The organism is Pseudomonas sp. B21-036 (assembly GCF_024748925.1).
Taxonomy (GTDB): Bacteria; Pseudomonadota; Gammaproteobacteria; order Pseudomonadales; family Pseudomonadaceae; genus Aquipseudomonas; species Aquipseudomonas palmensis.
Window position 1 is genome coordinate 4,468,140 of sequence record NZ_CP087178.1, and the last position, 26,001, is coordinate 4,494,140.

General features: G+C 65.8%; 24 protein-coding genes and 1 pseudogene. 13 read left to right on the forward strand and 12 right to left on the reverse strand.

Going from position 1 to position 26,001, the window contains the following annotated elements; translation table 11 throughout:
- Window positions 1-35: 35 nt before the first annotated feature.
- From LOY33_RS20190 to LOY33_RS20200, 3 genes are read right to left on the reverse strand one after another with little or no spacing between them, the layout of a single operon-like run.
- Window positions 36-653 carry a TPM domain-containing protein gene (locus LOY33_RS20190; protein ID WP_043859748.1) on the reverse strand — a complete coding sequence of 206 codons (618 nt, stop codon included), beginning with the start codon at window positions 651-653 and terminating at the stop codon, window positions 36-38.
- Between the two features lie 26 nt (window positions 654-679).
- Window positions 680-1,417 carry a YgcG family protein gene (locus tag LOY33_RS20195; RefSeq protein WP_058540923.1) on the reverse strand — a complete coding sequence of 246 codons (738 nt, stop codon included), beginning with the start codon at window positions 1,415-1,417 and terminating at the stop codon, window positions 680-682.
- Entirely contained in the window at window positions 1,417-2,013 is a 597-nt protein-coding gene (locus LOY33_RS20200) for a LemA family protein (RefSeq protein WP_043860787.1), read from the reverse strand. Before LOY33_RS20200 ends, LOY33_RS20195 begins: the two co-directional genes overlap by 1 nt.
- Window positions 2,014-2,197: 184 nt before the next feature.
- On the opposite strand from LOY33_RS20200, the gene bglX reads away from it, so the two are divergent.
- The 6 genes and pseudogenes from bglX (at window position 2,198) to LOY33_RS20230 (ending at window position 10,367) form a co-directional block, all read left to right on the forward strand.
- Window positions 2,198-4,492 carry a beta-glucosidase BglX gene (bglX, locus tag LOY33_RS20205; RefSeq protein WP_058540922.1) on the forward strand — a complete coding sequence of 765 codons (2,295 nt, stop codon included), beginning with the start codon at window positions 2,198-2,200 and terminating at the stop codon, window positions 4,490-4,492.
- A 63-nt stretch (window positions 4,493-4,555) separates the two neighbouring features.
- Window positions 4,556-6,313: an ATP-binding protein gene (locus LOY33_RS20210; RefSeq protein WP_043860785.1), complete on the forward strand. Its 1,758-nt coding sequence runs from the start codon at window positions 4,556-4,558 to the stop codon at window positions 6,311-6,313.
- Entirely contained in the window at window positions 6,307-7,650 is a 1,344-nt protein-coding gene (locus tag LOY33_RS20215; protein ID WP_054914790.1) for a sigma-54 dependent transcriptional regulator, read from the forward strand. The genes LOY33_RS20210 and LOY33_RS20215 overlap by 7 nt, the downstream gene beginning before the upstream one ends.
- 163 nt (window positions 7,651-7,813) lie before the next feature.
- A complete protein-coding gene (locus LOY33_RS20220) occupies window positions 7,814-9,130 on the forward strand; it encodes an MFS transporter (protein WP_043860783.1) in 1,317 nt (438 codons plus the stop codon).
- A gap of 319 nt (window positions 9,131-9,449) precedes the next feature.
- Window positions 9,450-9,656: pseudogene (locus LOY33_RS20225) on the forward strand (hypothetical protein); the annotation flags it as partial.
- Window positions 9,657-9,761: 105 nt separating this feature from the next.
- Window positions 9,762-10,367: a flavin reductase family protein gene (locus LOY33_RS20230; protein WP_043860781.1), complete on the forward strand. Its 606-nt coding sequence runs from the start codon at window positions 9,762-9,764 to the stop codon at window positions 10,365-10,367.
- On the opposite strand, the gene LOY33_RS20235 is transcribed toward LOY33_RS20230, so the two are convergent.
- Both LOY33_RS20235 and LOY33_RS20240 read right to left on the reverse strand, forming a co-directional pair.
- On the reverse strand, window positions 10,368-10,598 hold the full coding sequence (locus LOY33_RS20235) for a hypothetical protein (protein WP_054914791.1): 231 nt from the start codon (window positions 10,596-10,598) through the stop codon (window positions 10,368-10,370).
- A 40-nt stretch (window positions 10,599-10,638) separates the two neighbouring features.
- Complete coding sequence (locus LOY33_RS20240) at window positions 10,639-10,947, reverse strand: putative quinol monooxygenase (RefSeq protein WP_043860779.1); 309 nt, start codon at window positions 10,945-10,947, stop codon at window positions 10,639-10,641.
- A 204-nt stretch (window positions 10,948-11,151) separates the two neighbouring features.
- Here LOY33_RS20240 and LOY33_RS20245 point away from each other — a divergent pair, with 204 nt between their 5' ends.
- Window positions 11,152-12,078 carry an AraC family transcriptional regulator gene (locus tag LOY33_RS20245; protein WP_258659871.1) on the forward strand — a complete coding sequence of 309 codons (927 nt, stop codon included), beginning with the start codon at window positions 11,152-11,154 and terminating at the stop codon, window positions 12,076-12,078.
- Window positions 12,079-12,156: 78 nt separating this feature from the next.
- Here LOY33_RS20245 and LOY33_RS20250 read toward each other — a convergent pair whose 3' ends face one another.
- Together LOY33_RS20250 and LOY33_RS20255 are read right to left on the reverse strand one after the other, a co-directional pair.
- Window positions 12,157-13,593, reverse strand: a complete 1,437-nt coding sequence (locus LOY33_RS20250; RefSeq protein WP_258659872.1) for an aldehyde dehydrogenase family protein — start codon at window positions 13,591-13,593, stop codon at window positions 12,157-12,159.
- A complete protein-coding gene (locus LOY33_RS20255; RefSeq protein WP_258659875.1) occupies window positions 13,587-15,227 on the reverse strand; it encodes a 5-guanidino-2-oxopentanoate decarboxylase in 1,641 nt (546 codons plus the stop codon). The genes LOY33_RS20250 and LOY33_RS20255 overlap by 7 nt, the downstream gene beginning before the upstream one ends.
- A gap of 113 nt (window positions 15,228-15,340) precedes the next feature.
- On the opposite strand from LOY33_RS20255, the gene LOY33_RS20260 reads away from it, so the two are divergent.
- Window positions 15,341-16,207: a LysR substrate-binding domain-containing protein gene (locus tag LOY33_RS20260; RefSeq protein WP_058540916.1), complete on the forward strand. Its 867-nt coding sequence runs from the start codon at window positions 15,341-15,343 to the stop codon at window positions 16,205-16,207.
- 205 nt (window positions 16,208-16,412) lie between these two features.
- Here the strand turns inward: LOY33_RS20260 and LOY33_RS20265 are convergent, their stop codons facing one another.
- Window positions 16,413-17,027, reverse strand: a complete 615-nt coding sequence (locus LOY33_RS20265) for an NAD(P)-dependent oxidoreductase (protein WP_043860774.1) — start codon at window positions 17,025-17,027, stop codon at window positions 16,413-16,415.
- A gap of 29 nt (window positions 17,028-17,056) precedes the next feature.
- The gene (locus tag LOY33_RS20270) at window positions 17,057-17,941 is read right to left on the reverse strand and encodes an MBL fold metallo-hydrolase (RefSeq protein ID WP_258659877.1); all 885 of its coding nucleotides are present in this window, start codon (window positions 17,939-17,941) and stop codon (window positions 17,057-17,059) included.
- Window positions 17,942-18,046: 105 nt separating this feature from the next.
- Between LOY33_RS20270 and LOY33_RS20275 the strand changes: the two genes are divergently transcribed.
- Both LOY33_RS20275 and LOY33_RS20280 read left to right on the forward strand, forming a co-directional pair.
- Window positions 18,047-18,955 (forward strand): LysR family transcriptional regulator, encoded by a 909-nt coding sequence (locus LOY33_RS20275; RefSeq protein WP_054914797.1) that lies wholly within the window; start codon window positions 18,047-18,049, stop codon window positions 18,953-18,955.
- Between the two features lie 74 nt (window positions 18,956-19,029).
- Window positions 19,030-19,203, forward strand: coding sequence for a hypothetical protein (locus LOY33_RS20280; RefSeq protein WP_167400210.1), 174 nt, complete (start codon window positions 19,030-19,032; stop codon window positions 19,201-19,203).
- Here LOY33_RS20280 and LOY33_RS20285 read toward each other — a convergent pair.
- Window positions 19,196-20,074, reverse strand: coding sequence for a helix-turn-helix domain-containing protein (locus LOY33_RS20285; protein ID WP_258659879.1), 879 nt, complete (start codon window positions 20,072-20,074; stop codon window positions 19,196-19,198). The genes LOY33_RS20280 and LOY33_RS20285 overlap by 8 nt on opposite strands.
- 139 nt (window positions 20,075-20,213) lie before the next feature.
- On the opposite strand from LOY33_RS20285, the gene pobA reads away from it, so the two are divergent.
- Window positions 20,214-21,404 carry a 4-hydroxybenzoate 3-monooxygenase gene (gene pobA, locus LOY33_RS20290; RefSeq protein ID WP_078479553.1) on the forward strand — a complete coding sequence of 397 codons (1,191 nt, stop codon included), beginning with the start codon at window positions 20,214-20,216 and terminating at the stop codon, window positions 21,402-21,404.
- Window positions 21,405-21,512: 108 nt separating this feature from the next.
- Window positions 21,513-22,916: an MDR family MFS transporter gene (locus LOY33_RS20295; protein WP_054914927.1), complete on the forward strand. Its 1,404-nt coding sequence runs from the start codon at window positions 21,513-21,515 to the stop codon at window positions 22,914-22,916.
- Here the strand turns inward: LOY33_RS20295 and LOY33_RS20300 are convergent, their stop codons facing one another.
- Together LOY33_RS20300 and LOY33_RS20305 are read right to left on the reverse strand one after the other, a co-directional pair.
- Window positions 22,917-23,801 (reverse strand): DMT family transporter, encoded by an 885-nt coding sequence (locus tag LOY33_RS20300; RefSeq protein ID WP_043860769.1) that lies wholly within the window; start codon window positions 23,799-23,801, stop codon window positions 22,917-22,919.
- A gap of 151 nt (window positions 23,802-23,952) precedes the next feature.
- Complete coding sequence (locus tag LOY33_RS20305; RefSeq protein WP_043860768.1) at window positions 23,953-24,585, reverse strand: TetR family transcriptional regulator; 633 nt, start codon at window positions 24,583-24,585, stop codon at window positions 23,953-23,955.
- 261 nt (window positions 24,586-24,846) lie between these two features.
- On the opposite strand from LOY33_RS20305, the gene LOY33_RS20310 reads away from it, so the two are divergent.
- On the forward strand, window positions 24,847-25,998 hold the full coding sequence (locus tag LOY33_RS20310) for an efflux RND transporter periplasmic adaptor subunit (RefSeq protein WP_054914799.1): 1,152 nt from the start codon (window positions 24,847-24,849) through the stop codon (window positions 25,996-25,998).
- Window positions 25,999-26,001: the final 3 nt, after the last annotated feature.

The following is a 26,001-nucleotide window of genomic DNA, read 5'->3' on the forward strand; positions in this document are numbered from 1 at the left end:
CCCAGGCACAGCATTTGTCGATCAGCGCGCATGCCTCAGCCCAGCAGCACCAGCCGGTTGGGCAGCTCGTTGCGCGCCTGGGTCACCGGCACATGGGCCGCCAGCAGCTCGCCACAGGCCTCGATGCAGGTGACAAAGCCCTGCAGGGTCTGGCCCTGCTGCACCTGGGCGGTGAAGGTGCGCACGATGGCGTCCCAGGCCTGGTTGTCGAGGCGACTGGAGATGCCCTCGTCCACCAGGATCTCCACATACCGCTCGGCCTCGCTGACGAAGATCAGCACCCCGGTGCGGCCCACGGTGTGATGCAGGTTCTGCTCCAGAAACTGGCGCCGCGCCAGGTTCGACGCACGCCAGTGGCGCACCCTGCGCGGCACCAGCCAACTGGTCAGGCGCGGCAGGCGGAACACCAGGCACAGCACGATGAAGGTCAGCCACTGCGCCAGCAGCAGGCCATGCACGCTCAGCCAGCCGCTCAGGTAATAGAGGACGCCCGGCACCACCAGCGCCAGCAGGCTGGCCCACAGCAACGGGATATAGGCATAGTCGTCGGCACGCGCCGCCAGCACCGTCACCAGCTCGGCATCGGTACGCTGTTCTACCTGGGCGATGGCCTGGGCCACCTGACGCTGTTCGTATTCACTGAGCAATGCCATGTACGTGTGTGTCTCTTGTCGTGTAGTTACCAGCCGCCGGAGGACCCGCCCCCGCCGAAACTGCCGCCGCCGCCACTGAAGCCACCGCCGCCACCGCCCAGGCCGCCACCGAAACCGCCGCCAAGACCACCGCCAAAGCCCCCGCGCCCACCGCGGCCACCCCCGCCAAGGCCCTGCAGGGCGAACACGATGATGATCATCAGAATGAACAGGCCCACCGCCCAGACCGGCGCACCTTGCTGCTGCGCCTCGTCTGCCAGAGGTCGCGCCGGCTCGTCCAGCGGTGCGCCGCCCAGCACCTGAAGGATGGCCGCCGTGCCAAGCACGATGCCCTGGCTGAAGTCGCCACGGCGAAACGCCGGGGTGATCACGCTGTTGATGATGACCGAGGCCTGGGCATCGGTCAGGCGGCCCTCCAGGCCATAGCCGACTTCGATGCGCAGCTTGCGCTCCTGGGGGGCGACGATCAACAGCGCACCGTTGTCCTTGCCCTGCTGGCCGATGCCCCAGTGGCGCCCCAGCTGGTAGCCATAGTCCTCGATGGCCTGCCCGTGCAGGCTGGCCAGGGTCACCACCACGACCTGCTCGCCGGTGGCCTGCTCGTGGGCCTTGAGCATCTGCTCAAGCTGGCTGCGGGTGGCGCCGTCTAGCAGCCCGGCCTGGTCCACCACCCGTGCACTGAGCGCCGGGAACTGGGGCGCGGCCCACAGCCAGCCGCTCGCCGCCAGCAGCACCAGCAGCAGCGCCGCCTTGAGCGCACGCATCAGAATTTCACTTCAGGCGCTTTGTCGGCATCGGCGCTGGTGGCCTCGAAGTTCTCGCGCAGGGGCATGTCGCTGTACATCACGCTGTGCCACAGGCGCCCGGGGAAGGTACGGATCTCGGTGTTGTAGCGCTGCACGGCGGCGATGAAGTCCTTGCGCGCCACCGCGATACGGTTTTCCGTACCCTCGAGCTGGGACTGCAGGGCCAGGAAGTTCTGGTTCGACTTAAGGTCCGGGTAACGCTCCGAGACCACCATCAGGCGCCCCAGCGCACCGCCCAGCTGGGCCTGTGCGGCCTGGAACTGGCGCAGTTTTTCAGGATCGTCCAGGGTGCTGGCATCGACCTTGATCGAGGTGGCCTTGGCCCGCGCTTCGATGACCGCAGTCAAGGTGGCCTGCTCCTGCCTGGCGTAGCCTTTGACCGTTTCGACCAGGTTGGGAATCAGGTCGGCACGGCGCTGGTACTGGTTCTGCACCTGGGCCCAGGCCGCCTTGACCTGTTCGTCGTATTGGGGAATGTTGTTGATGCCGCAACCGGCCAGCAGGCTGGCCAGTGCCAGCACCAGCCACAACCGTGCTCTGTTCGATACCTGCATTGTCGCTACGCTCCGTGAGTGCTCGAAATGCGCCGGACTTGAGGCATAATCCGACGCCGCCGCTGGATCGTGATGGCCCAATCGGCTAAAAGATGCCCCAGCAAACTACAACAATAGCCGCTTCCCCAACTTCGGCTTGCCAGTCTGCACCGTGACGACTGCCGCAGCCTTGAGAACAGAATTCATGAACAAGCTGTGTTTGCTGGGCCTGCTCGTCAGCCTGGCCAGCCAGTCGGCCTTCGCTGACTCGCCTGCCGCCGCGCCATTGCAAGACAAACAGGCGTTCATCGCCAACCTGCTCAAGCAGATGAGCGTCGAGGAAAAGATCGGCCAGTTGCGCCTGATCAGCATCGGCCCGGAAATGCCGCGCGAGAAAATCCGCGAGGAAATCGCCGCCGGGCGCATCGGCGGTACCTTCAACTCGATCACCCGTGACGAGAACCGGCCCATGCAGGACGCCGCCATGCGCGGGCGCCTGAAAATACCGATGTTCTTCGCCTATGACGTGATCCACGGCCACCGCACCATCTTCCCGATCAGCCTGGGCCTGGCCGCCAGCTGGGACATGCAGGCCATCGCCCAGGTCGGCCGTACCTCGGCCCTGGAAGCGGCCGCCGACGGCATCGACATGACCTTCGCGCCCATGGTCGACATTGCCCGCGACCCGCGCTGGGGCCGTACCAGCGAAGGCTTTGGCGAAGACACCTACCTGGTGTCGCGTATCTCCAGGGTGATGGTCGAATCGTTCCAGGGCCACAGCCCGGCCAACGCCGACAGCATCATGGCCAGCGTCAAGCACTTCGCCCTGTACGGCGCGGTGGAAGGCGGGCGCGACTACAACACGGTCGATATGAGCCCCACGCGCATGTACAACGAGTACCTGCCGCCCTACCGCGCCGCCATCGATGCCGGTGCCGGCGGCGTGATGGTGGCGCTGAACTCGATCAACGGCGTGCCCGCCACCTCCAACACCTGGCTGATGAACGACCTGCTGCGCCGCGACTGGGGCTTCAAGGGCGTGACCGTCAGCGACCATGGGGCGATCACCGAGCTGGTGCGCCACGGCGTGGCCGCCGATGGCAAGCAGGCGGCGCAGCTAGCGATCAAGGCCGGCATCGACATGAGCATGAACGACACGCTGTATGGCCAGGAACTGCCGGGGCTGCTCAAGTCCGGCGCGGTCAGCCCGGCCGAGCTGGACAACGCGGTGCGCGAGATTCTCGGCGCCAAGTACGACATGGGCCTGTTCGCCGACCCGTACCGGCGCATCGGCCAGGCCAAGGACGACCCGGCCGACACCTATGCCGACAGCCGCCTGCACCGCGACATCGCACGGGACGTGGCGCGCCGCAGCCTGGTGCTGCTGGAGAACCGCCAGCAGACCCTGCCGCTGAAAAAGTCCGGCACCATCGCCCTGGTCGGCCCGCTGGCCGATGCCCCGATCGACATGATGGGCAGCTGGGCCGCCGCCGGTCGCCCGCACCAGTCGGTGACCGTGCGCGAGGGCCTGCGCCGTGCCCTGGGCGACAAGGCCAGGGTGCTCTACGCCAAAGGCTCGAACGTGACCGGCGACAAGGCCGTGCTCGACTACCTCAACTTCCTCAACTTCGACGCCCCGGAAATCGTCGATGACCCGCGCCCGGCTGCCGTGCTGATCGACGAAGCGGTCAAGGCCGCCAGGCAGTCGGACGTGGTGGTGGCCGTGGTCGGCGAATCGCGGGGCATGTCCCACGAATCGTCCAGCCGCACCACCCTGGAGATCCCGGCGGTGCAGCGCGAGCTGATCAAGGCCCTCAAGGCCACCGGCAAACCGCTGGTGCTGGTGCTGATGAACGGTCGCCCGCTGTCGCTGGCGTGGGAGCGCGAGCAGGCCGACGCCATCCTGGAAACCTGGTTCAGCGGCACCGAGGGCGGCAACGCCATCGCCGACGTGCTGCTGGGCGACTACAACCCCTCGGGCAAGCTGGCCATCACCTTCCCGCGCTCGGTGGGGCAGATCCCGATGTACTACAACCACCTGCGCATCGGCCGCCCGTTCACCCCCGGCAAGCCCGGCAACTACACCTCGCAGTACTTCGAGGAGCCCAACGGCCCGCTGTACCCCTTCGGCTACGGCCTGAGCTACAGCACCTTCAGTGTGTCGGCGCCGAGCCTGTCGAGCACCACACTGAAACAGGGCCAGAGCCTGGAGGTCAGCGTGCGCGTGAAGAACACCGGCCAGCGTGACGGCGAAACCGTGGTGCAACTGTACCTGCAGGATGTGGCCGCCTCGATGAGCCGCCCGGTCAAGGAACTGAAGAACTTCCAGAAGCTCATGCTCAAGGCCGGCGAGGAGCGCACCCTGCACTTCACCGTGCAGCCGGACGACCTGAAGTTCTACAACAGCCAGTTGCAGTGGGTTGCCGAACCTGGCGAGTTCAACGTCCAGGTCGGCCTGGACTCCGAAACCGTGCAACAGCAACGCTTCGAGCTGCTGTAAGTCGCTGTGACGTTCACGGGGAAGTGCCTGGCAGCCTTCCCCCCTGCCAGGGTACTGCTTGCCATGCCGTTCACTTACCGCGCCGTGCGACTGGGCCTGATTCTGCTGCTGATCACCGCCGGCACCCTGCTGGCCGCCGGCTGGGCGATGAATCAGGCCAAGCGTCAGGCCATGCTCGACGATACCCAGCGGGCCAGCCAGCAACTGGCGCTGTACGCCAACTCGCTGCACACCCTGATCGAACGCTACCGCGCCCTACCCGCTGTGCTGGCGCTGGACTCCGAACTCATCGCAGCCCTCGGCGGCCCGGTGGGCGAAGCGACCCAGGACGCGTTGAACCGCAAGCTCGAACGCATCAACGGCGCCGCCAGGTCGTCCACCCTCGAACTGCTCGACCACACCGGCCTGGCCGTGGCGGCCAGCAACTGGCGCCTGCCTACCACCTACGTGGGGCAGAACTACGGCTTTCGACCGTACTTCAAGCAGACCCGCACCCAGGGCAGCGGGCGCTTCTATGCGGTGGGGGTGACCAGCGGCATTCCCGGCTACTTTCTGTCCAGCGCGGTGCTGGGCGACCAGGGACGGTTTCTCGGGGCCATGGTGGTCAAGCTGGAGTTTCCCGAGCTTGAGCGCGAATGGCGCCAGGGCAGCGACGTGCTGCTGGTCAGCGACGCCCGCGGGATCATCTTCCTGGCCAACCAGGACGGCTGGCGCTACCGCGAGCTGAACCCGCTGTCGGCGGCCGATTTCAATGAGCTGGACGCCACCCGCCAGTACGACAAGAAGTCGCTCTTGCCCCTGCAGCGCCAGGTGCTGACCCGCTTTGACGACAACAGCCACCTGGTGCGCGTGCAGCGCCCCGAAGGCGACACCGACTACCTGTGGGAAAGCCTGCCGCTGGAAGCCGAGGGTTGGACCCTGCACCTGCTGCGCACACCGCGCACCGGGGATGACGAGCGCAACGCCGGGCTGACGGCCGCCGCCGTCTGGCTGACCCTGGTGTTCGCGGTGCTGTTCATCAGCCAGCGCCTGCGCCTGGCCCGCCTGCGCCAGCGCAGCCGCGACGAGCTCAAGCGCCTGGTGGAGGAACGCACCCATGAACTGCGCATGGCTCAGGAGGGCCTGGTGCAGTCGACCAAGCTGGCGGCGCTGGGGCAGATGTCCGCCGCGCTGGCCCACGAGCTCAACCAGCCGCTGACCACCCAGCGCATGCAGCTGGCCACCCTGCGCCTGCTGCTCGACAGCGAGCGCCTGGACGAAGCACGCCAGGCCCTGCAGCCGCTGGACCAGATGCTCACGCGCATGGCGGCCCTTACCGGACACCTGAAAACCTTTGCCCGCAACAGCCCCAGCGGCCTGCGCGAACGTCTGGACCTGGCCACCGTGGTCGACCAGGCGCTACAGTTGCTCGACCCGCGCATCCGCGCCGAGGGCGTCAGCACCGCGCTGTACCTGGCGCGTCCGGCCTGGGTACGCGGCGACGCCATCCGCCTGGAACAGGTGCTGATCAACCTGTTGCGCAACGCCCTGGACGCCATGGCCGACAAAACCTGGAAACACCTGGAGATCCGTATCGAAAAGCAGCATGACCACTGGCACCTGAGCGTGCTCGACAGCGGCGGCGGCATCAAGCAGGAGCACCTGGGCTGCGTGTTCGACCCATTCTTCACCACCAAGCCGGTGGGCGAAGGGCTGGGCCTTGGGCTGGCGATTTCCTACGGCATCATCCATGAAGCCGGCGGACGCCTGCAGGTCGACAACCAGCCCGGCGGTGCGCGTTTCAGCCTGACCCTGCCCTGCGACCCGGAGCCTGCATGCTGAATGCGGTGATTGTCGTCGACGACGAGGCCAGCATCCGTACCGCGGTGCAGCAGTGGCTGAGCCTGGCCGGCTTCGAGGTGCAGCTGTTCGAACGTGCCGAGGCGTGTCTGGCACAGCTGCCCGAGCATTTTCCCGGGGTGATCCTGAGCGATGTGCGCATGCCCGGCATGGGCGGCCTGCAACTGCTGGAGCAACTGCAGGGGCGTGATGCCGACCTGCCGGTGATTCTGCTTACCGGGCATGGCGACGTGCCGATGGCGGTCGAAGCCATGCGCAATGGCGCCTACGATTTTCTGGAAAAGCCCTTCAGCCCCGACAGCCTGCTCGGCAGCCTGCGCCGCGCCCTGGAGAAACGCCAGCTGGTGCTGGAGAACCGCCGACTGCATGAACAGGCCGACCTCAAGGTGCGCCTGGAAAACACCCTGCTGGGCATGTCGCCTGGCCTGCAGCAACTGCGTCGCCAGGTGCTGGACCTGGCCGGGCTGCCGGTCAATGTGCTGATACGCGGCGAAACCGGCAGCGGCAAGGAGCGCGTCGCGCGGTGCCTGCATGATTTCGGCCCGCGGGCCGACAAGCCGTTCGTGGCGCTCAACTGTGCGGCGATCCCTGAGCAATTGTTCGAGGCCGAGCTGTTCGGACACGAGAGCGGCGCCTTCACCGGCGCCCAGGGCAAGCGCATCGGCAAGCTCGAATATGCCAACGGTGGCACGCTGTTCCTCGACGAGATCGAGAGCATGCCGCTGGCCCAGCAGGCCAAGCTGCTGCGGGTGATCCAGGAGCACAAGCTCGAGCGCCTGGGCGCCAACCAGAGCATCAGCGTGGACCTGCGCATCATTGCCGCCACCAAGCCCGACCTGCTGCTCGAAGCCCGCGCCGGGCGCTTTCGCGAAGACCTGGCGTACCGTCTGAACGTGGCCGAACTGCGCCTGGCGCCGTTGCGCGAGCGGCGCGAAGACATCCCCCTGCTGTTTGCCCATTTTGCCCGCGCCGCCGCCGAGCGCCTGGGCCGCAGCGCCGCCGACCCCAGTGGCGCACAACTGGGCCGGCTACTCAGCCACGACTGGCCGGGCAACGTGCGCGAACTGGCCAACGCCGCCGAGCGCCACGCCCTGGGCCTGGACGATGCGCAATCGGCGGCAGTGGCGCATACCGGGCAATCGCTGGCTGCCCAGCAGGAAGCCTTCGAGGCCCAGTGCCTGCGCGCCGCCCTGAGCCGTCATCAGGGCGACATCAAGGCGGTGCTCGAGGAGCTGCAACTGCCCCGACGCACCCTGAACGAGAAGATGCAGCGCCACGCACTGGTGCGCGAAGACTTCCTCGAACGCCCCGGCCCATAGGCGGATTCTTGCCTATCGCTGCGCCGCCAATGAGCGGATTTCCGCTCATTCGACCTGCCAAACCCTTCTAAACCGGGCCTTCGCTGGCTGGCACGGGTCCTGCTATGGCCCTGTCAGGCCGCGTTTACACGCGCACCACAAAAACAACTAGAAGGTTGCTTCAATGGATAACTCCACCTCTCTGCCTGCTGGGGCAGCGGCCGCACCCGCTGAAAAAACCACCTCCAGCCGCCTAAAGTCGATTTTCTCCGGCTCCATCGGCAACATGGTCGAATGGTACGACTGGTACGTCTACGCGGCGTTCTCGCTGTACTTCGCCAAGGCCTTCTTCCCGGCCGGCAACACCACCACCCAACTGCTCAACACCGCCGCGATCTTCGCCGTGGGCTTCCTGATGCGCCCGATCGGTGGCTGGCTGATGGGTATCTATGCCGACCGCAAGGGCCGCAAGGCCGCGCTGATGGCCTCGGTACTGCTGATGTGCGCCGGCTCCCTGGTCATCGCCCTGACACCCAGCTACGAAACCATCGGCGTCGCCGCGCCGGTGCTGCTGGTGATCGCACGCCTGATGCAGGGCCTGTCGGTGGGGGGTGAATACGGCACCTCGGCCACCTACCTCAGCGAGATGGCAACCAAGGAGCGTCGCGGTTTCTTCTCCAGCTTCCAGTACGTCACGCTGATCTCCGGCCAGCTCATCGCGCTGGCGGTGCTGATCATCCTGCAGCAGACCCTGACCACCGAGCAGCTGTACTCGTGGGGCTGGCGCGTACCCTTCGTGATCGGCGCGCTGTGCGCGGTGGTGGCGTTGTACCTGCGTCGCGGCATGGAAGAGACGGCCTCGTTCACCAAGAAGGAAAAGGCCAAGGAAAGCTCGATGCGCACCCTGCTGCGCCACCCCAAGGAACTGGCGACCGTGGTCGGCCTGACCATGGGCGGCACCCTGGCGTTCTACACCTACACCACCTACATGCAGAAGTACCTGGTGAACACGGTGGGCATGAGCATCAGTGACTCGACCATGATCTCGGCGGCCACCCTGTTCCTGTTCATGTGCCTGCAGCCGGTGATCGGCGGCCTGTCGGACAAGATCGGCCGTCGCCCGATCCTGATCGCCTTCGGTGTGTTGGGCACCCTTTTCACCGTGCCAATCCTGACCACGCTGCACACCATCGAGACCTGGTGGGGTGCGTTCTTCCTGATCATGGCAGCACTGATCATCGTCAGCGGCTACACCTCGATCAACGCGGTGGTCAAGGCAGAGCTGTTCCCCACCGAGATCCGTGCGCTGGGCGTGGGCCTGCCGTATGCGCTGACCGTGTCGATCTTCGGTGGCACGGCCGAGTACGTGGCACTGTGGTTCAAGAGCATCAACATGGAGACCGGCTACTACTGGTACGTCACGGCGTGCATTGCCGTCTCGCTGCTGGTGTACGTGTTCATGAAGGACACCCGCAACAACTCGCGGATCGAGACCGACTGATCGGTTTGCTGCAATAGACAAGGGGCCTCCAGCGATGGAGGCCCCTTTTTTGTGGGCTTAATTCGGCATTAATGCGGATGCGCGATGCTGGGTTCACTCAGAACCGAGTCGTCCTCTTCGCTGTCAAGCCAGCGCCCACAGAATGCTTTGGCGCTCGCAAAACACTGTGGGCACTGGCTTGCCAGCAGAGGCCAACCGTTTTCTGATGTATCGATTTAATAGATTCATATAGGCAATATTTTGCGCTTTTTAATCAAATTAACGGGCGTAAAATCAACCCCATAGCAACAGACAACCCCTCACCACCGGAGCAACCCCCATGAAAACCAAACTGATGCTGGCCCTCACCTTCTCTGTCCTGGCCGCCAACGCTTTCGCCGAAGACGGCTTCGACCGCACCAACGCGCACAACTTCGCCGTGGAACACGCCCAGCCCGCCACCGTGGCAGAAGACGGTTTCGATCACACCAACGCGCATCGCTTCGTCGAAGATGGCTTCGACCGCACCCAGGCCCACCGCATCAGCTGACAGCCGATGCAGCGCCACAGCCCGGCTTCGGCCGGGCTTAGTCATTTTCAGGGCCGGCAACTGTTGGCACACTAGGCGCACCCTCCGCCCACAGGCCCGATGATGTACTACTACGAACCCGCAAAAGGCCACGGCCTGCCCCACGACCCGTTCAACGCCATCGTCGGCCCGCGCCCGATCGGCTGGATCTCCTCCCAGGACCGCGACGGCCGCCTGAACCTTGCGCCCTACAGTTTTTTCAACGCCTTCAACTACATTCCGCCGATCATCGGGTTCTGCAGCGTCGGGCGCAAAGACAGCCTGAACAACATCGAACAGACCGGCGAGTTCGCCTGGAACCTGGCCACACGCCCGCTGGCCGAGGCCATGAACCAGAGCTGCGCCGCCGTGGCGCCAGAGGTCGACGAGTTCGCCCTGAGCCAGCTGACCCCGGCAGCCTCCAGGGTGATTGCGGTACCCCGGGTGCAGGAAAGCCCGGTGTCGTTCGAATGCAAGGTGACCCAGATCGTGCAACTGCAACGTGCCGACCAGGCGCTGGTGCCAAGCTGGCTGATTCTGGGCGAAGTGGTAGCGGTGCACATTGCCGAGCACCTGCTCAAGGAAGGGATCTACGACACCGCGGCCGCCGAGCCGATTCTGCGCGGCGGCGGCCCGGCGGATTACTTCGAGCTGGGCAACCTGTTCAAGATGGCCCGCCCGCAGGCCTGATCACCAGATCAGTTCGGCGTCGTCACTGACGCCGTTCAGGCGCTGCAGTTCGACCACTGCAGCGTCATCGGCCTCCAGTGCGGTCTTGAATACCTGCCCTGGCAGCACCTTGTGAAAACGCGGTGCGCCGCCAGCGCCCAGGGCCTTGACCGCGATCGCGGCGCTGTAGCCACCCTCGCCCGGGACCACCGCCGAAACAGCCTCGAATACGTCGAATTCTTTACGTGCCATTGCCTCTCACATCCACATCGGTTGCCGGAAAGGCGCCATTCTAACTCGCCGGCTGCTCGGTGAACGTCTGCAGGTCGAGGCTGTCCACCACCCGCGCCTGCACCAGTTCACCAAACAGCTGCAGGCTGGGCGAGGCAAAGTAGTCGTGCAGCGCCGAAGTATCGGCCCACACCCCGTTGAGCAACCACAGGTCGGCATCGCAGGTGGAACGCTGCACGCTGAAATGCAGACACCCCGGGGTTTGCCGCGACGGTTCGAGCAGTTGCTGCAGGCGCACGCCCAGCTCGGCCGAACGGCCGACGCTGGCGCGCACGAAGGAAAGATGGCTGACCGGTTGTGATGACGTCATGTGCGGTGCTCCTTGAAGCGGCCAGGGAAGAAAACCCAGGCTGCCAAGGCTACGGCCCAGGCCACGCGCGGCGTTAGGCGATTCCTGTCGACGGCTTGCCTGATTCTGCACCCGTCGCAGGATCAGGCAAGAACCGCGCAGCATTCGGCTAGCGCCCCGGCGTGCGCGAACCTATGCTGCGCCCATCGGCAGAGGAACCCGCACATGTCAGCCCCAGAACCCACCCCACCGTTGCTGGACCCGGCCCTGGAGCTTCTGCGCCAGGAACTGGCCGGGCTGGTCGTTCGCCACTGCCCCAGCGACACGGTGCCTTCGGCCATCGCCGACCTGCACCTGAGCCGCTACGAGCAGAGCACCCGCTCGATGCCGACCCTGGCGCAGCCGGCGCTGTGCATCCTGGCCCAGGGCCGCAAGGAGATCTGCCTGGGCGACGAGACCTATGTTTACGACCCGCTGCACTACATGGTGGTGTCGGTGGCGATGCCGATCAGCGGTGCACTGCTGGAGGCCAGCCCGCAGAACCCCAGCCTGGGCATTCGCCTGGACATCGACCCGGCCGAGATCAACAGCCTGATCGCCGAGGCCGGGCCGATGGGCGTGCCGTCGCAGCCGTCGTCGCGGGGGGTGTTCATCGAACGCCTGGACACCCAGATGCTCGATGCATTGCTGCGCCTGATCCGCCTGCTGGATACGCCCAAGGACATTGCCGTGCTGGCGCCGCTGATCCGTCGCGAGATTCTCTATCGCCTACTGCGTGGGCAGCAGGGTGCGCGGCTGTACGAGATCGCCATGGCCAACACCCAGACCCACCGCGTGTGCCAGGCCATCCAGTGGCTCAATGATCATTTTCAGCGCCCGCTGCGCATCGACGACCTGGCACGGGAGGTGAACCTGAGTGCCTCGACGCTGCACCACCGGTTCAAGGCGGTGACCTCGATGAGCCCGTTGCAGTATCAGAAGCAACTGCGCTTGCAGGAAGCCCGGCGGCTGATGCTCAACGATGGGTTGGAGGCGTCGGTGGCGGGGTATCGGGTGGGCTATGAGAGCCCGTCGCAGTTCAGCCGCGAGTACAGCCGGCTGTATGGCGCGCCACCGCTGCGGGACATGGCAAGGTTGCGTAGCGCGCTCTAGATCGCTTTCGCCGGCAAGGCCGGCTCCTACAGGCAGTACGCGGTCGCCTGTAGGAGCCGGCCTTGCCGGCGAAGAACGCTACACCGCCCTCACCACATGCTTGACCTCCTGAAAAGCCGCCAGCCCCCAGGGCCCCAGCTCGCGCCCCAGGCTGCTCTGCTTGTAGCCACCCCACGCTGCCTGCGGGAAGATCACCTGCGGTGCGTTGATCCACACCAGCCCGGCCTGCAACTGGTCGGCCACCCGTTCAGCGGCCGCCGGGTCTGCACCTACCACGCTGGCCACCAGCCCGAACTCGCTGTCGTTGGCCAACGCCACCGCCTCGGCTTCGCTGTCCACCCGACGCACGCACAGCACCGGGCCGAAGATTTCCTCGCGCCACAGCGCACTGTCCAGCGGTACCTCGGCAAACACCGTAGGCTCGATGAAGTACCCAGCGGCGTGTTCGAGCGGCTTGCCACCGCACAGCAAGCGCGCGCCACTGTGCATGCCACGCTCGATGTGCCCCAGCACGCGCTGGTACTGGGCCTGGTTGACCAGCGGCCCCATGTCGCTGTCGCCGGCAAACGGGTCACCCACCCGGATCGACGCAGCCCGTGTCTTCACCCCGTCGACAAAGGCGTCGTACAGCGCATCGGCCACCAGCACGCGGCTGGTGGCCGAGCACATCTGCCCGGCATTGAAGAAGCCGCCGGCACAGGCCAGCTCGAGCGCAAGCTCCAGCTCGGCCGACTCCAGCACCAGCAATGACGACTTGCCGCCCAGCTCCAGGCTCACCCCCTTGACCGTCTCGGCCGCGCGCTGCATCACCTGCACGCCGACCGCATTGCTGCCGGTGAACGACACCTTGGCGATACGCGGGTCGCTCGTCAGCGGTGCCCCCACCGCCAGCCCGGTGCCGCACACCAGATTGAACACCCCATCCGGCAGGCCGCATTCGGCGATGATCCGGGCCAGTTCCAGCTCGGCCAGGGGCGTGACCTCCGACGGCTTGAGCACCACGCAGCACCCTGCCGCCAACGCCGGGGCCAGCTTCCAGGCGGTGGTCACCATCGGGAAGTTCCACGGCACGATCAGGCCGACCACACCGCACGGCTCGCGACGCAGGCGGGCGCTGAAATCCTCGCTGGGCAAGGCCAGCGGCTGGTCCTGCTGCCTGTCCAGGGCCTGCGCCAGGCCCGCGTAGTACTCGAACGTCGCCACCACATCGTCGACGTCCATCGCCGACTCGGCCAGGGGCTTGCCGTTGTTGCGCGATTGCAGTTCGATCAGTCGCTCGCGGCGGGCCTCCACACCCCGCGCGATCCTGTGCAGCAGCTCGCCACGGTGCGCCCCGGTGGTACGCGACCAGCCGGCAAAAGCGGCCTGCGCCGCCGTGGCGGCACAGGCGACTGCATCGCCATCGCCCCCGGCCACCTCGGCCAGGGACTGCCCGGTGCTCGGGTTGATTACCGTGAGCGGCTGCGCGCCGTGATGCCACGCGCCCTCGATGTAGATACCGGGCAGGTTCAGCATGGTTGCACCGCCTGCATCCACGCTGCCTGGTCGACCTCGATCAGGCTCGGGCCACTGCGTTGGCGGGCACGCAACAACGCCTCGCGCAGTTGCGCCACCCCGCTCGCCGCTTCGGCGGCGCAACCGAGAGCCTTGGCCACGCCAATGAAATCGGGGGTGTGGATATCCACGCCCACCGGTTCGATGGCGCGGTTGAGCATGTACTTCTTGATCTCCTCGTACCCCTGGTTGTTCCACAGCAACACGATCAGCGGCACCTGCGCCTCCACCGCACTGGCCAGCTCCGGCAGGGTGAACTGCAAGCCGCCGTCGCCGATCAGGCACACCGCAGGCAAGCGTCGATCCGCCTGCTCCGCACTGCCCAGCCACGCGCCCATGGCCGCCGGCAAGGCGTAGCCGAGGGTGCCGTAGCCGGTCGAGGCGTTGAACCAGCGGCGCGGCTGGTCGAGGTCCAGGGTCAGGTTGCCGGTGTACACCGGCTGGGTCGAATCACCGACCAGCACGGCATCGGGCAACGTCTGCAACACGCTGTCGAGGAACAGCGTCTGCGCCCGCGTGGCCGCGTCCCATTCGCTGGCCAGGGTATCGCGCAGGCGCGCTGCCCGCGCCGCGCCCCACTCGCCTTCGCGCGGTGGCGCCGGCTGCTCGGCCAGGGCCAGCAACAGGGCCTGCGTCGCCTGCTCTGCATCGGCTACCAGTGCCACCCTGGGCGGGTAGTTGCGCACGCACTGGTCCGGGTCGATGTCGATGCGCAGCAGGGTGCCGGGGATCTCGAAGCCGCCCTTGAAGGTGACGTCATAGTCGGTTTCGGCCAGCTCGGTGCCGATCGCCAGCACCACGTCGGCCTCGCGCACCAGTGCACGGGTCGCCACCAGCGACTGGGTGGAGCCGATCAGCAGCGGGTGCCCGGAGGCCAGCACGCCCTTGGCATTGATGGTGAGTGCAACGGGCGCCTGCAGGTGCTCGGCCAACCGGGCGAGTGCGGCGCCTGCGTCGATGGCACCGCCACCGGCCAGGATCAACGGGCGGCGGGCAGCGGCCAGCAGCGCCGCCATGCTCGCCACCGGCCCTGGCGCGGCACCGGCGCGGGCGATGTGTACCGGCTCGCAGCCAAGCAGGTGATCGGCGTCTTCGACCAGCACGTCCAGCGGGATCTCGATATGCACCGGGCGCGGGCGCGCGCCCTCGAATACCGCAAAGGCACGGGCCAGCACGGCCGGCAGGTCATCGGCGCTCATCAATGTGTGCGAGAACGCCGCCACACCGCTGACCAGCGCGCCCTGGTTGGGCAGCTCGTGCAGCTTGCCGCGACCGCCGCCCAGGGCATTGCGCGACTGCACGCTGGAGATCACCAGCATCGGGATCGAGTCGGCATAGGCCTGGCCCATGGCGGTGGTGATGTTGGTCATGCCCGGGCCGGTGATGATGAAGCACACCCCAGGCTTGCCACGGGTACGGGCAAAGCCGTCAGCCATGAAGCCTGCGCCTTGCTCGTGGCGCGGGGTGATATGACGGATGGTCGAGCCGGCAAGGCCGCGGTACAGCTCGACCGTGTGCACGCCGGGAATGCCGAAAACATGGTCGACGCCATAGTTTTCGAGGAGTTTTACCAATACTTCGCCGCAAGTCGCCATGGTGGTCTGCCTGGAATCATTCTGGAACAAGGCCTGATTGGACCCGCCAGGCGCTACCGGCACAATGCAAAAATCCTCATACTAGCCATGTCTACAGCTCATGGCTTACCCCGATGAAACGCCTGCCTCCCTTGCCTGCCCTGCACACCTTCCTGATCACTGCGCAATGCTGCAACTTCACCCGTGCGGCGCAGCAACTGCACCTGACCCAGGGCGCGGTGAGCCGCCAGATCGCCGGCCTGGAAGCACACCTGGGCTACGCGCTGTTCGTGCGCCAGGCACGCGGCCTGAGCCTGACCCGCGAGGGCCAGGACTGGCTGCCGCGGGTGCAGCAGGTATTCGGGCTGATCGAGGAAGGCGTGCAGCAGGTGGGCGCGCAGCGCACCACCCTGCAACTGAAGGCGCCGACCTGCGTGATGCGCTGGTTGCTGCCGCGCCTGATGGAATGGCAGGCGCTGCACCCGGAAGTGCCGGTGGAGCTGACCACCACCGTGCAGCACGGGGTGGATTTTCGCCGGGAAGCGTTCGATGCGGCGGTGGTGTATGGCGCCGAGCCTGATCCGGCCCTGCAGGTGCTGAAGCTGTTCGATGAACAACTGACACCGGTGTGCGCGCCGCAGTTGCCGTTGCGCACGCTGGATGATCTGCAGCAGCACATGCTGTTGCACCCGGCGCGGGACGAGAAGGACTGGGCGACCTGGCTTGGCGCAGCCGGCGTGCAACTGCCCAGGCAAGGCCGGCGCCAGCATTTCGAGACACTGGACATGGCCATGTCGATGGCGTCCCAGGGCACCGGGGTGGCGATAGGGGATTGGGCGTTGATCGGCGATGACCTGGCCAGCGGACGGCTGGTGATGCCGTTCGACCTTCGGGTCAAGACCGGCAAGGGCTATTACCTGGTGCGGCCCGCGCAGGTGGCGGCGCCGGGGTTGATGGCCTTGCTGGAGTGGTTGGGCGGGCAGGCAGGGGCACCGCGTTGATGCAGTCGCCGGCAAGGCCGGCTCCTATACCTGTAGGAGCCGGCCTTGCCGGCGAATGCTTTCTAGGCTCTGTACGAAAAGCCTTGATACTCGGTGATGCTGCGTTGAAAACAGCCTCGGAATGCTCATTTACAACCCGTAAACTCCGCTTCCTCGGCTGTTTTCGCCTTGCCTGACCTTCGTCTCAAGACTTTTCATACAGCCCCTAGTACCCCACAGTAAAGCGCTGACGCGAATGCGCTGGCTTCTCTACCTCATCGAGCAACGCAATCGCATAGTCGGCAAAGGTGATCCAGCTCCTGCCCTTCGCGTCGACCAGCAGGTGATCCTTGCCCACCCTATAGCTACCGGTGCGCTCGCCTTCGACGAACTCCGCCGACGGCGACAGGAAGGTCCAGTCCAGTTGCTGCTCCTGACGCAAGGCCTGCAGAAAATCGCCACCTGCGCTCGCCTCGGCCTTGTAGGCCTCGGGGAAGTCCGGCGCGTCGATCACGCGCTCCCCTGACGGCAGCAGCAGGCTGCCCGCCCCGCCCACCACCAGCAGGCGCTTGACCCCGGCCTTCTTGACCGGCCCGATGATCGCCTGCGCCGGCACCGTGGCAAAGTGCGCGGCGCTGAGCACCACGTCATGCCCGGCAACGGCCTGCTCCAGCCCCTCGCCCCGGGTCACGTCCAGGGCTACCGTGCTCACCCCTTCGCGCCCCTGCAGGCGCGACGGGTCACGGGCTATGGCGGTGACGCTGTGGCCACGGCGCAGGGCCTCTTCCAGCAACTGGCTGCCGGCACGTCCGGTAGCACCGATGATTGCGATCTTGCTCATGGAAACCTCCGATCAGGATTGAACGACACTTACCACTTCATTTCGCCCTTGGCGACCTTGGCGCCGAGCTCCAGCGAGCTCTCCTCGCCCAGGCCGGGGTAACGTTTTTTCATTGCAGCGACCAGCTCGGCCGAGTTGGCCGCCCTGGCGCTTTCGGCATCGAAGGCGCGGATGTAATCGGCGGTGAAGCGCACCGCCTCGAGCGACCCCTTGCTCTGCCCCAGGTAATGCCCCGGCACCACCGTCTGCGGCGCCAGCTGCTCGATGCGCGCCAGGGTCGCGAGCCAGTCCTTGTGCGACTGCGCCGACTGGGTGTCGGCCATCCACACGTGCAGGTTCTCGGCCACCACTACCCCGCCGACCACCGCCTTGATCGACGGGACCCATACAAAGCTGCGGTCGGGCTGCGGGCCGTCCAGGCCGATCACTTCAAGACGCTGCCCTTCAAGGGTGAGCACGTTGCCGGGCAGCACGTCAGGCACGATGAGCCGGGCGGGCTTGTCGGCCGCCATCTGCGGGCCCCAGTAGGCAAGCTTGGCAGCCATGGTCTGCTTGATGTGCGCGACCGTCGCCTGCGACGCCAGCACCTTGGCCTTGGGGTAGGCACGGGTCAGGGTGTCGAGGCCGAAGTAATAGTCCGGGTCGCCATGGCTGATGTAGATGGTGGTGAGTTGCTTGCCGCTATCGCGAAGCTTCTTCAGCACCTGCTCGGCCTGGCACTTGCCGAACTGTGCATCCACCAGAATCGCCTCGTGCTGGCCACTGACGATCACCGAGCTGACCGGAAACAGCGCCTCGCTGCCGGGGTTGTACACGTCCAGTTTCAGCGGTGCGTCGCCGGCAACGGCCTGGGTGATCGCACCGAAAGCGGCACACGCCAGCAGCAGGCGACGCAGGGAAAAGAAAGCAGCCATCAAGCAATACCTGTTCAAGTCATCGATGAGGCACAGCTTAGTTGCACAAACCATCACAAAAAATGCGATGCTCCAACATAGTTTGTTTCTGAAATCGGGCAGATCATGGACCGTCTCACCGCAATGAAGGTGTTCGTCAGCGTAGTCGACCTGGGCAGCCAGTCGGCCGCCGCCGACCAACTGGACCTGTCACGCCCTGTGGTTTCGCGTTACCTGGCCGAGCTGGAGGACTGGGTGGGGGCGCGCCTGATGCAGCGCACCACGCGCAAGCTGAGCCTGACTGCCGCCGGCCTGGAAACCCTGCCGCGCTGCCGGCAGATGCTGGAACTGGTGGGCGACCTGCACGCGGCAGTGGGCGCCCCGGATGACGCCCCGCGGGGTGAACTGCGCATCAGCGTCAGTACCTCGTTCGGGCATGCGCAACTGGTGGAAGCGGTAGCGGACTACGTCAAGCGCTACCCGCTGGTGAAGGTCGACCTGCAGATGCTCGACCGCACGGTCAACCTGGTGGACGAACGCATCGACCTGGCCATCCGCGTCAGCAACGACCTGGACCCCAACCTCATCGCCCGCCGCCTGAGTGTGTGCCGCTCGGTGGTGTGCGCCTCGCCAGCCTACCTGCGCGAGCACCCCGTACCGCGCCAGGTGCAGGACCTGAGCCAGCACAACTGCCTGACCCATTCGTACTTCGGCCACAGCCTCTGGCATTTCGAGGTCGACGGCGAACAGGTGTCGGTGCCGGTGCAAGGCAATATCAGCGCCAACGAGGCCCTGACCCTGGAGCGCGCCACCCTGGCCGGCACCGGTATCGCCATGCTGCCCACCTACCTGGTGTGGCAAGCCCTGCGCAGCGGCACGCTGGTACGCCTGCTGCCCGAGGCCAGGCCCCGCGAACTGGGCCTGAACGCGGTGTACACCTCGCGCAAGCACATGCCCGCAACCCTGCGCAGCATGCTCGACTTTCTGGCGGCACGCTTCACCGACCCGCCCCACTGGGACCACGGCCTGGACTGACCGGCAGGCACCTGGCGCAATGCTGGCCTATGCTTGTAGAAGCATCTGTGTGCGGGATACAGGAGGTTGGTGCCATGACCCTGAAATCCAGAAAGTGCGCTGCCCTGTTGGCCATCACTGCCGTGCTCGGGGTGTACGGGGCAGCGGCGTATCGGGTCGAGCTGCTGCGCCAGCAACCCTATGCGGCGTCCAGCTGCAGCTCCGCCCACTGCCTGCCCCATGCCGGCACACTGAGCGTGGTCAGGTAGCCAGCGAAGGTTCACGACGACGAAAGTCGCGGGGCGAAAGGCCGGTCATGCGCCGGAAGAAGCGCGAGAAGTATGCCGGGTCGGCAAAACCCAGGCTGTCAGCCAACTGGTTGATCGTGAGGCTGGTGTAGATCAGGTCGCGCTTGGCTTCCAGCACGATGCGCTGGTGCACGATCTGCAGCGCCGACTGCCCGGCCAATGCCCGGCACAAAGTATTGAGCGTTGCCACCGACACCCCCACCTGATGCGCCAGCTCCTCCACGCTCGGCTGCTGGCGAAACTGCTGCTCCACCAGCCCGTTGAAACGCTGCAGATACTCGCGCCCACGTTCCGGCACCTGGGCACCGGCACTGCGGCGCAACTGTTGGCGGCTGATCCACACCACCATCAGGTTGATCAGCGAATGCAGCTGCAACTCGCGCCCGGGCAGGTCTTGCTGGTACTCGGCCTGCAGGGTGCTGAACAGGCTGTTGAGGTAATCGGCGTCGGCCCCGGCCAGGTAACTGGCGCCGCGCTGCAGGGCGGCTGGCACGCCCGTCAGTTGCCGCTGCAGCACCTCCACCAGCGGCGCCGCCAGGGTCACCACATAACCGTCGACGTCTTCGGAAAAGCGAAAGCCGTGCACGCACAGCGCCGGCACCACCTGGATCGCCGCCTGCTCCAGGCGACACACCTGCCCCTCCAGCTCGATCTCGGCCTGGCCCCTGTACAGAAACAGCAGCTGCCACAGGTCGGCATGCCGGTGCGGCTCGATCTCCCACTGGTGCAGGCGGCTGCGCGCCGGGATCGACTCGCTGTGCAGCAGGTCGGGCGTCGGCCAGCCCAGCGTCTCGCCGTACAGCTTGAATACCGGAATCGACACCCTGCTCATCACACCCTCGCTTCCCGACCACTGTCCGATAAACGCACCTATTAGCGAAAAGTACCGCTTTGTGCTCGGTTTGTCCCTTCAGAAGGCCAGCCGGCAAGCGAAAAATGCAGGTACTCCAATCATAAAAAGTCCAACAATCATGAAAACCCAAGTCGCGATCATCGGTGCGGGCCCGTCCGGCCTGCTGCTCGGCCAGTTGCTGCACAACGCCGGCATCTCCAACGTCATCCTCGAACGCCAGGGCCCCGACTATGTACTGGGGCGTATCCGCGCCGGCGTGCTCGAACAGGGCATGGTCGAGCTGCTGCGCGAAGCCGGGGTCGGTCAGCGCATGGACGCCGAAGGGCTGCCCCATGCAGGCTTCGAGCTGGCCTTCGACGGGCGCCGCGAGCACATCGACCTCAAGGGCCTGACCGGCGGCCAGGGCGTGATGATCTACGGCCAGACCGAAGTCACCCGCGACCTGATGGCCGCGCGCGCCGACAGCGGTGCGACCACGGTCTACCACGCCGAGAACGTGCGCCCGCACGACATGAAGACTGGGCAGCCCTACGTCACCTATGAAAAGGACGGCCAGCAGCATCGCCTGGACTGCGACTACATTGCCGGCTGCGACGGTTATCACGGGGTGGCACGCCAGTCGATTCCGAGCGAGGCGCTGCAGGTGTTCGAGCGGGTCTACCCGTTCGGCTGGCTGGGCATCCTGGCCGACACCCCGCCGGTCAGCGACGAGCTGGTGTACGCGCGCCACGAACGCGGCTTCGCCCTGTGCAGCATGCGCTCGCCCACCCGCACCCGCTACTACGTGCAGGTGCCGGCCGAAGAGAAGGTCGAGGACTGGTCGGATGAGCGCTTCTGGGAGGAACTCAAGTCGCGCCTGCCCGACGAGCTGGCCGAGCGCCTGGTCACCGGCCCGTCGATCGAGAAAAGCATCGCCCCGCTGCGCAGCTTCGTGGTGGAGCCGATGCAGTACGGGCGCCTGTTCCTGGTCGGCGACGCCGCGCACATCGTGCCACCCACCGGGGCCAAGGGCCTGAACCTGGCCGCCAGCGACGTCAGCACGCTGTACAACATCCTGCGCAAGGTCTACGCCGAAGGCCGCACCGACCTGCTGGAACGCTACTCGGCGATCTGTCTGCGGCGCATCTGGAAGGCCGAACGCTTCTCGTGGTGGATGACCTCGATGCTGCACCGCTTCCCCGACAGCGACGCCTTCAGCCAGCGTATCCAGCACACCGAGCTGGACTACTTCGTGGGCTCCGAGGCCGGGCGCAGGACCCTGGCAGAAAACTACGTGGGCCTGCCCTACGAGCCCATCGAAGACGCTTAGCAGGCTATCGAGTACACTGGGCAGCACCCGGTCCCACTTGCCCAGAGCTACCTCGTGACGCAATTGAACACTCCGCAACCCGCCCTGCGCAGCGTGCTCGTCGCGCTGATGCTGGCGATCTTCCTCGGCGCGCTGGACCAGACCATCGTCGCGGTCTCGATGCCGGCGATCTCCGCGCAATTCAACGACGTGACCCTGCTGGCCTGGGTGATTTCCGGCTACATGGTGGCCATGACCGTGGCGGTGCCGATCTACGGCAAGCTCGGCGACCTGTACGGCCGGCGGCGCATGATCCTGACCGGTACCGGGCTTTTCACCCTGGCCTCGCTGTTCTGCGCGCTGGCACAGAACATGGAGCAACTGGTGCTGGCGCGGGTACTGCAGGGCATCGGCGCGGGCGGCATGGTGTCGGTCAGCCAGGCGATCATCGGCGACTTCGTGCCGCCCCGCGAGCGCGGTCGCTACCAGGGTTATTTCAGCAGCATGTATGCCCTGGCCAGCGTCGCCGGCCCGGTGCTGGGCGGGCTGCTGACCGAGTACCTGTCGTGGCGCTGGGTGTTCTGGCTGAACCTGCCGCTGGGGCTGACCGCCTGGTGGGTCACCGAGCGTACCCTGCGCGGGCTGGCCACGCCGCAACGCAAGGCGCAGGTGGACTACCCCGGCGCGGTGCTGTTGATCTTGGGCCTGACGGCCCTGCTGCTGGGCATCACCCTGATCGGCCAGGGCCAGCCCATCGGGTCCGGCCCGGTTGCCGGCCTGCTGCTGGCAGCCCTGTTCGGGCTGGGCGTATTCGTGCTGCACGAACGCCGCGCCGTCGAGCCACTGCTGCCGTTGCAGCTGTTCGGCAACCGGGTGGCAGTGCTGTGCTGGTGCACGATCTTCTTCACCAGTTTCCAGGCCATCTCGCTGACCATGCTGATGCCGCTGCGCTTTCAGAGCATCACCGGGGCGGGCGCCGACAGCGCCGCCCTGCACCTGCTGCCCCTGGCCATGGGCCTGCCGATCGGCGCCTATTGCGGCGGCCGCCTGACCAGCCTGACCGGGCGCTACAAGCCGCAGATTCTGGGCGGTGCACTGTTGATGCCGGTGGCGATCATCGGCATGGCCCTGAGCCCGATCGACGGCGTGCTGCTCAGTGGCGCGTTCATGCTGCTGACCGGCATCGCCTCGGGCCTGCAGTTCCCCACCTCGCTGGTGGCAACCCAGAGCGCAGTGGAGCCGCGGGACATCGGCGTGGCGACCAGCACCACCAACCTGTTCCGCTCGCTGGGCGGGGCGATGGGGGTGGCCTGCATGTCGGCACTGCTGCTCAGCCTGCTGCACGACAGCGGCTTCAGCCTGGCCGGCGAGGCGTTGATCGGCAGCCTCAAGGACGGCCAGGCCAGTGCGGCGGTGCAGGCGCAGTTGCTGCAGACCTTTCGCAACCTGTTGCTGGGTAGCGCCGCCGTCTCCCTGCTGGGGCTGTCGGCGGCGCTGGCATTGCCCAACCGCGAGCTGCGCGGCCGGCAGTAGTCAGTTGCGCCGCTGCGCCCAGGCCACCGCCAGGCCGCTCAGGCAAATGACCGCAATGCCGACCACGCCGTAGGCGTCCGGGGTGTGATTGAAAATGAGGTAGCCGTACAGGCCGGCGAACAGGATCTGCCCGTAGCTGAAGGGCGCCAGCATGGCCGGCGCGGCATGCCGGAAGGCCTGGGTCAGCAGCATGTGCCCGAGCATCCCGCAGGTGCCCAGGCCGATCATGAACAGGCCATGCCCCAGGGTCGGCATGCTCCAGAAGAATGGCACCAGCGCGGTCATGATCAGGCTGTTGAAGATGCCGGTGAGAAAGTTGCTGGTGGTCGGGCTGTCGATGCCGCTGAGCTTGCGCGTGAGCAACTGGTAGCAGCCAAAGCAGAAGGCCGAACACAACGGCAGCAGGATTGCGGGGGTGAACAGCGCCCCGCCCGGGCGCACCACGATCAGCACGCCGACAAACCCGGCCAGCACCGCCAGCCACTGGGCGCGGCTGACCCGTTCACCCAGCAGCGGTACCGACAATGCGGTTACCAGCAGGGGCGCGAGGAAGTTCACGGCGGTGGCTTCGGCCAGGGGGATGTAACGCAGGCCGGTGGTGAAGAACAGGCTGGTGCCGATCAGGCACAGCGCCCTGGCCAGTTGCAGGCCGGGGCGGCGTGTACGCACCACCGCCGAGAAGCCGCTGCGCGGCACGAACACCACCAGCATCAGCAGGGTGTGCACCACATAGCGTGCCCACACCACCATGACGATGGCATAGAAGCCGGAAAGGTATTTGGACAGGGCATCGTGGCTGGCGAACAACAGCACCGCCATGCACATCAGGGCGATTGCCTTGAGCGGCTGCTCGGCACCTTTGAGGGTCGGGTTGTGCGCACTCATGCCAGGGCTCTATGCAAAGTTGATGGTCCTTGGGGGCAGACTACCCGGTCACCGACTACCGTTCCAAGCAGCGCCGGTGTTTTTTGTTGACCGGGCACGGGGCACGACAGGGAAACGTCCTATGCCAACCTTCACAAATGCTCACAAATGCTCAATTGCGCAGCGACGGGCTCAAGCGCAGCATATCCAGCCCGGTATCCACCCACCGCTCGGCATCCCCGGCAATATCGAAACTGTCCGGCAGCAGCAGCCAGCTGCCAATGATGCCGTCGATGTAAGCGAATATTGCAATAGCGGCACGCTGCGGGTCCATGTCCGCAGGCAATTGCCCACGCCTGACTGCATTGGTCAACGTCAGCGCTATACGCTCGTAGCAGTCGCGGGTCGTGGCCTGGCGCTGCTGACGGATCTCACACATGTCATCGGTGAATTCACACTTATGATGCAGGATCTCATTGATGCGCCGGGTACGCGGCTCGTGCAGCATCTGCTGCATCAGTTGAATCAGCAACTTGCGCATGCAGCCCAGCGGGTCCGGCTCGTCTTCGCTCTCGCCGGCCTGGGCCAGCGCCTCGATCGGCTCACGCAAGCTGTCGAGCAGGGCCTGCACCAGTTCGCCCTTGTCCTGAAAGTGCCAGTAGATGGCACCCCGGGTCACCCCGGCCAGCTTGGCGATATCCGCCAGGGTGGTACGCGCCACCCCACGGGCATGGAAAGCTTTTTCGGCGGCCTCGAGTATCTGTTGGCGGGTTTCCTGAGCTTCCTCTTTGGTGCGACGGACCATGGCAGTACAACCTCATCAAGGAGCCGGACGCGCGCTGCGGGCGTCCGGGTTCTGAGCCGGTATGGCCACTGTCGGGCCCTCTACCGGGTGTCTTAATCAAGCCTGTGGTCACCTCGACAAGGTGCACCACGGGTATTTACAAACAAGCATGAATGTAAGTATATTCCTTAGCATCCTACTTATCCACCCGGAATTAATTTTCCCTTCATCCCGTTTCCATTACTCTTGAGCGTCTTCAGCTCTTTCGACCCGAGGATCTTCATGCAATTCAAGCCAGCTGTTTCCGCTCTGGTTTCCGCCGTCGCCCTGGCAACACTGCTCAGCGGCTGTAAAAAGGAAGAAGCGGCGCCTGCGGCGCAAGCTCCTCAGGTCGGCGTCGTGACCCTCCAATCCCAGGCCTATACCCTGACTTCCGACCTGCCGGGGCGCACCATCGCCTACCGCGTGGCCGAAGTGCGTCCACAGGTCAACGGCATCATTCTCAAGCGTCTGTTCAAGGAAGGCAGCGAGGTCAAGGAAGGCCAGCAGCTGTACCAGATCGACCCGTCGGTGTACGAGGCGACCCTGGCCAGCGCCCAGGCCAACCTGCAATCGACCCGCTCGCTGTCGGACCGCTACAAGCAACTGGTGGCCGAGCAGGCGGTGAGCCGTCAGGAATACGACGACGCACAAGCCAAACGTTTGCAGGCTGAAGCCTCGCTGCGCAGCGCACAGATCGACCTGCGCTACACCAAGGTGCTGGCGCCACTGAGCGGCCGTATCGGACGCTCGATGTTCACCGAAGGTGCGCTGGTCAACAACGGCCAGGCCGATGCCATGGCGGTGATCCAGCAACTGGACCCGATCTACGTCGACGTCACCCAGTCTTCGGCCGAGCTGCTCAAGCTGCGCCGCGAGCTCGAAAGCGGGCAACTGCAGAAGGCCGGTGCCAACGCCGCCAAGGTCTCGCTGAACCTGGAAGACGGCACCACCTACACCCACGAAGGCCGCCTGGAGTTCTCCGAAGTCTCGGTCGACCAGACCACCGGCTCGGTAACCCTGCGCGCCGTGTTCCCCAACCCCGAGCACAACCTGCTGCCAGGGATGTTCGTGCATGCACGCCTGGCCGCCGGCGTGAACGCCAACGCGATCCTCGCCCCGCAACAAGGCGTGACCCGTGACCTCAAGGGCCAGCCCACCGCGTTGATCGTGGACAAGGACAACAAGGTCGAACTGCGCCAGCTCAAGGCCAGCCGTACCGTTGGCAGCGACTGGCTGATCGAGGAAGGCCTGAAGCCGGGCGACCGCCTGATCACCGAAGGCCTGCAGTTCGTCAAGCCGGGCGTCGAGGTCAAGGTCAGCGAAGCCACCAACGTCAAGCCTGCCCAACCGTCCCAGGCCAATGCAGCGTCAGCAGGGGCCAAAGGGGAATAAACC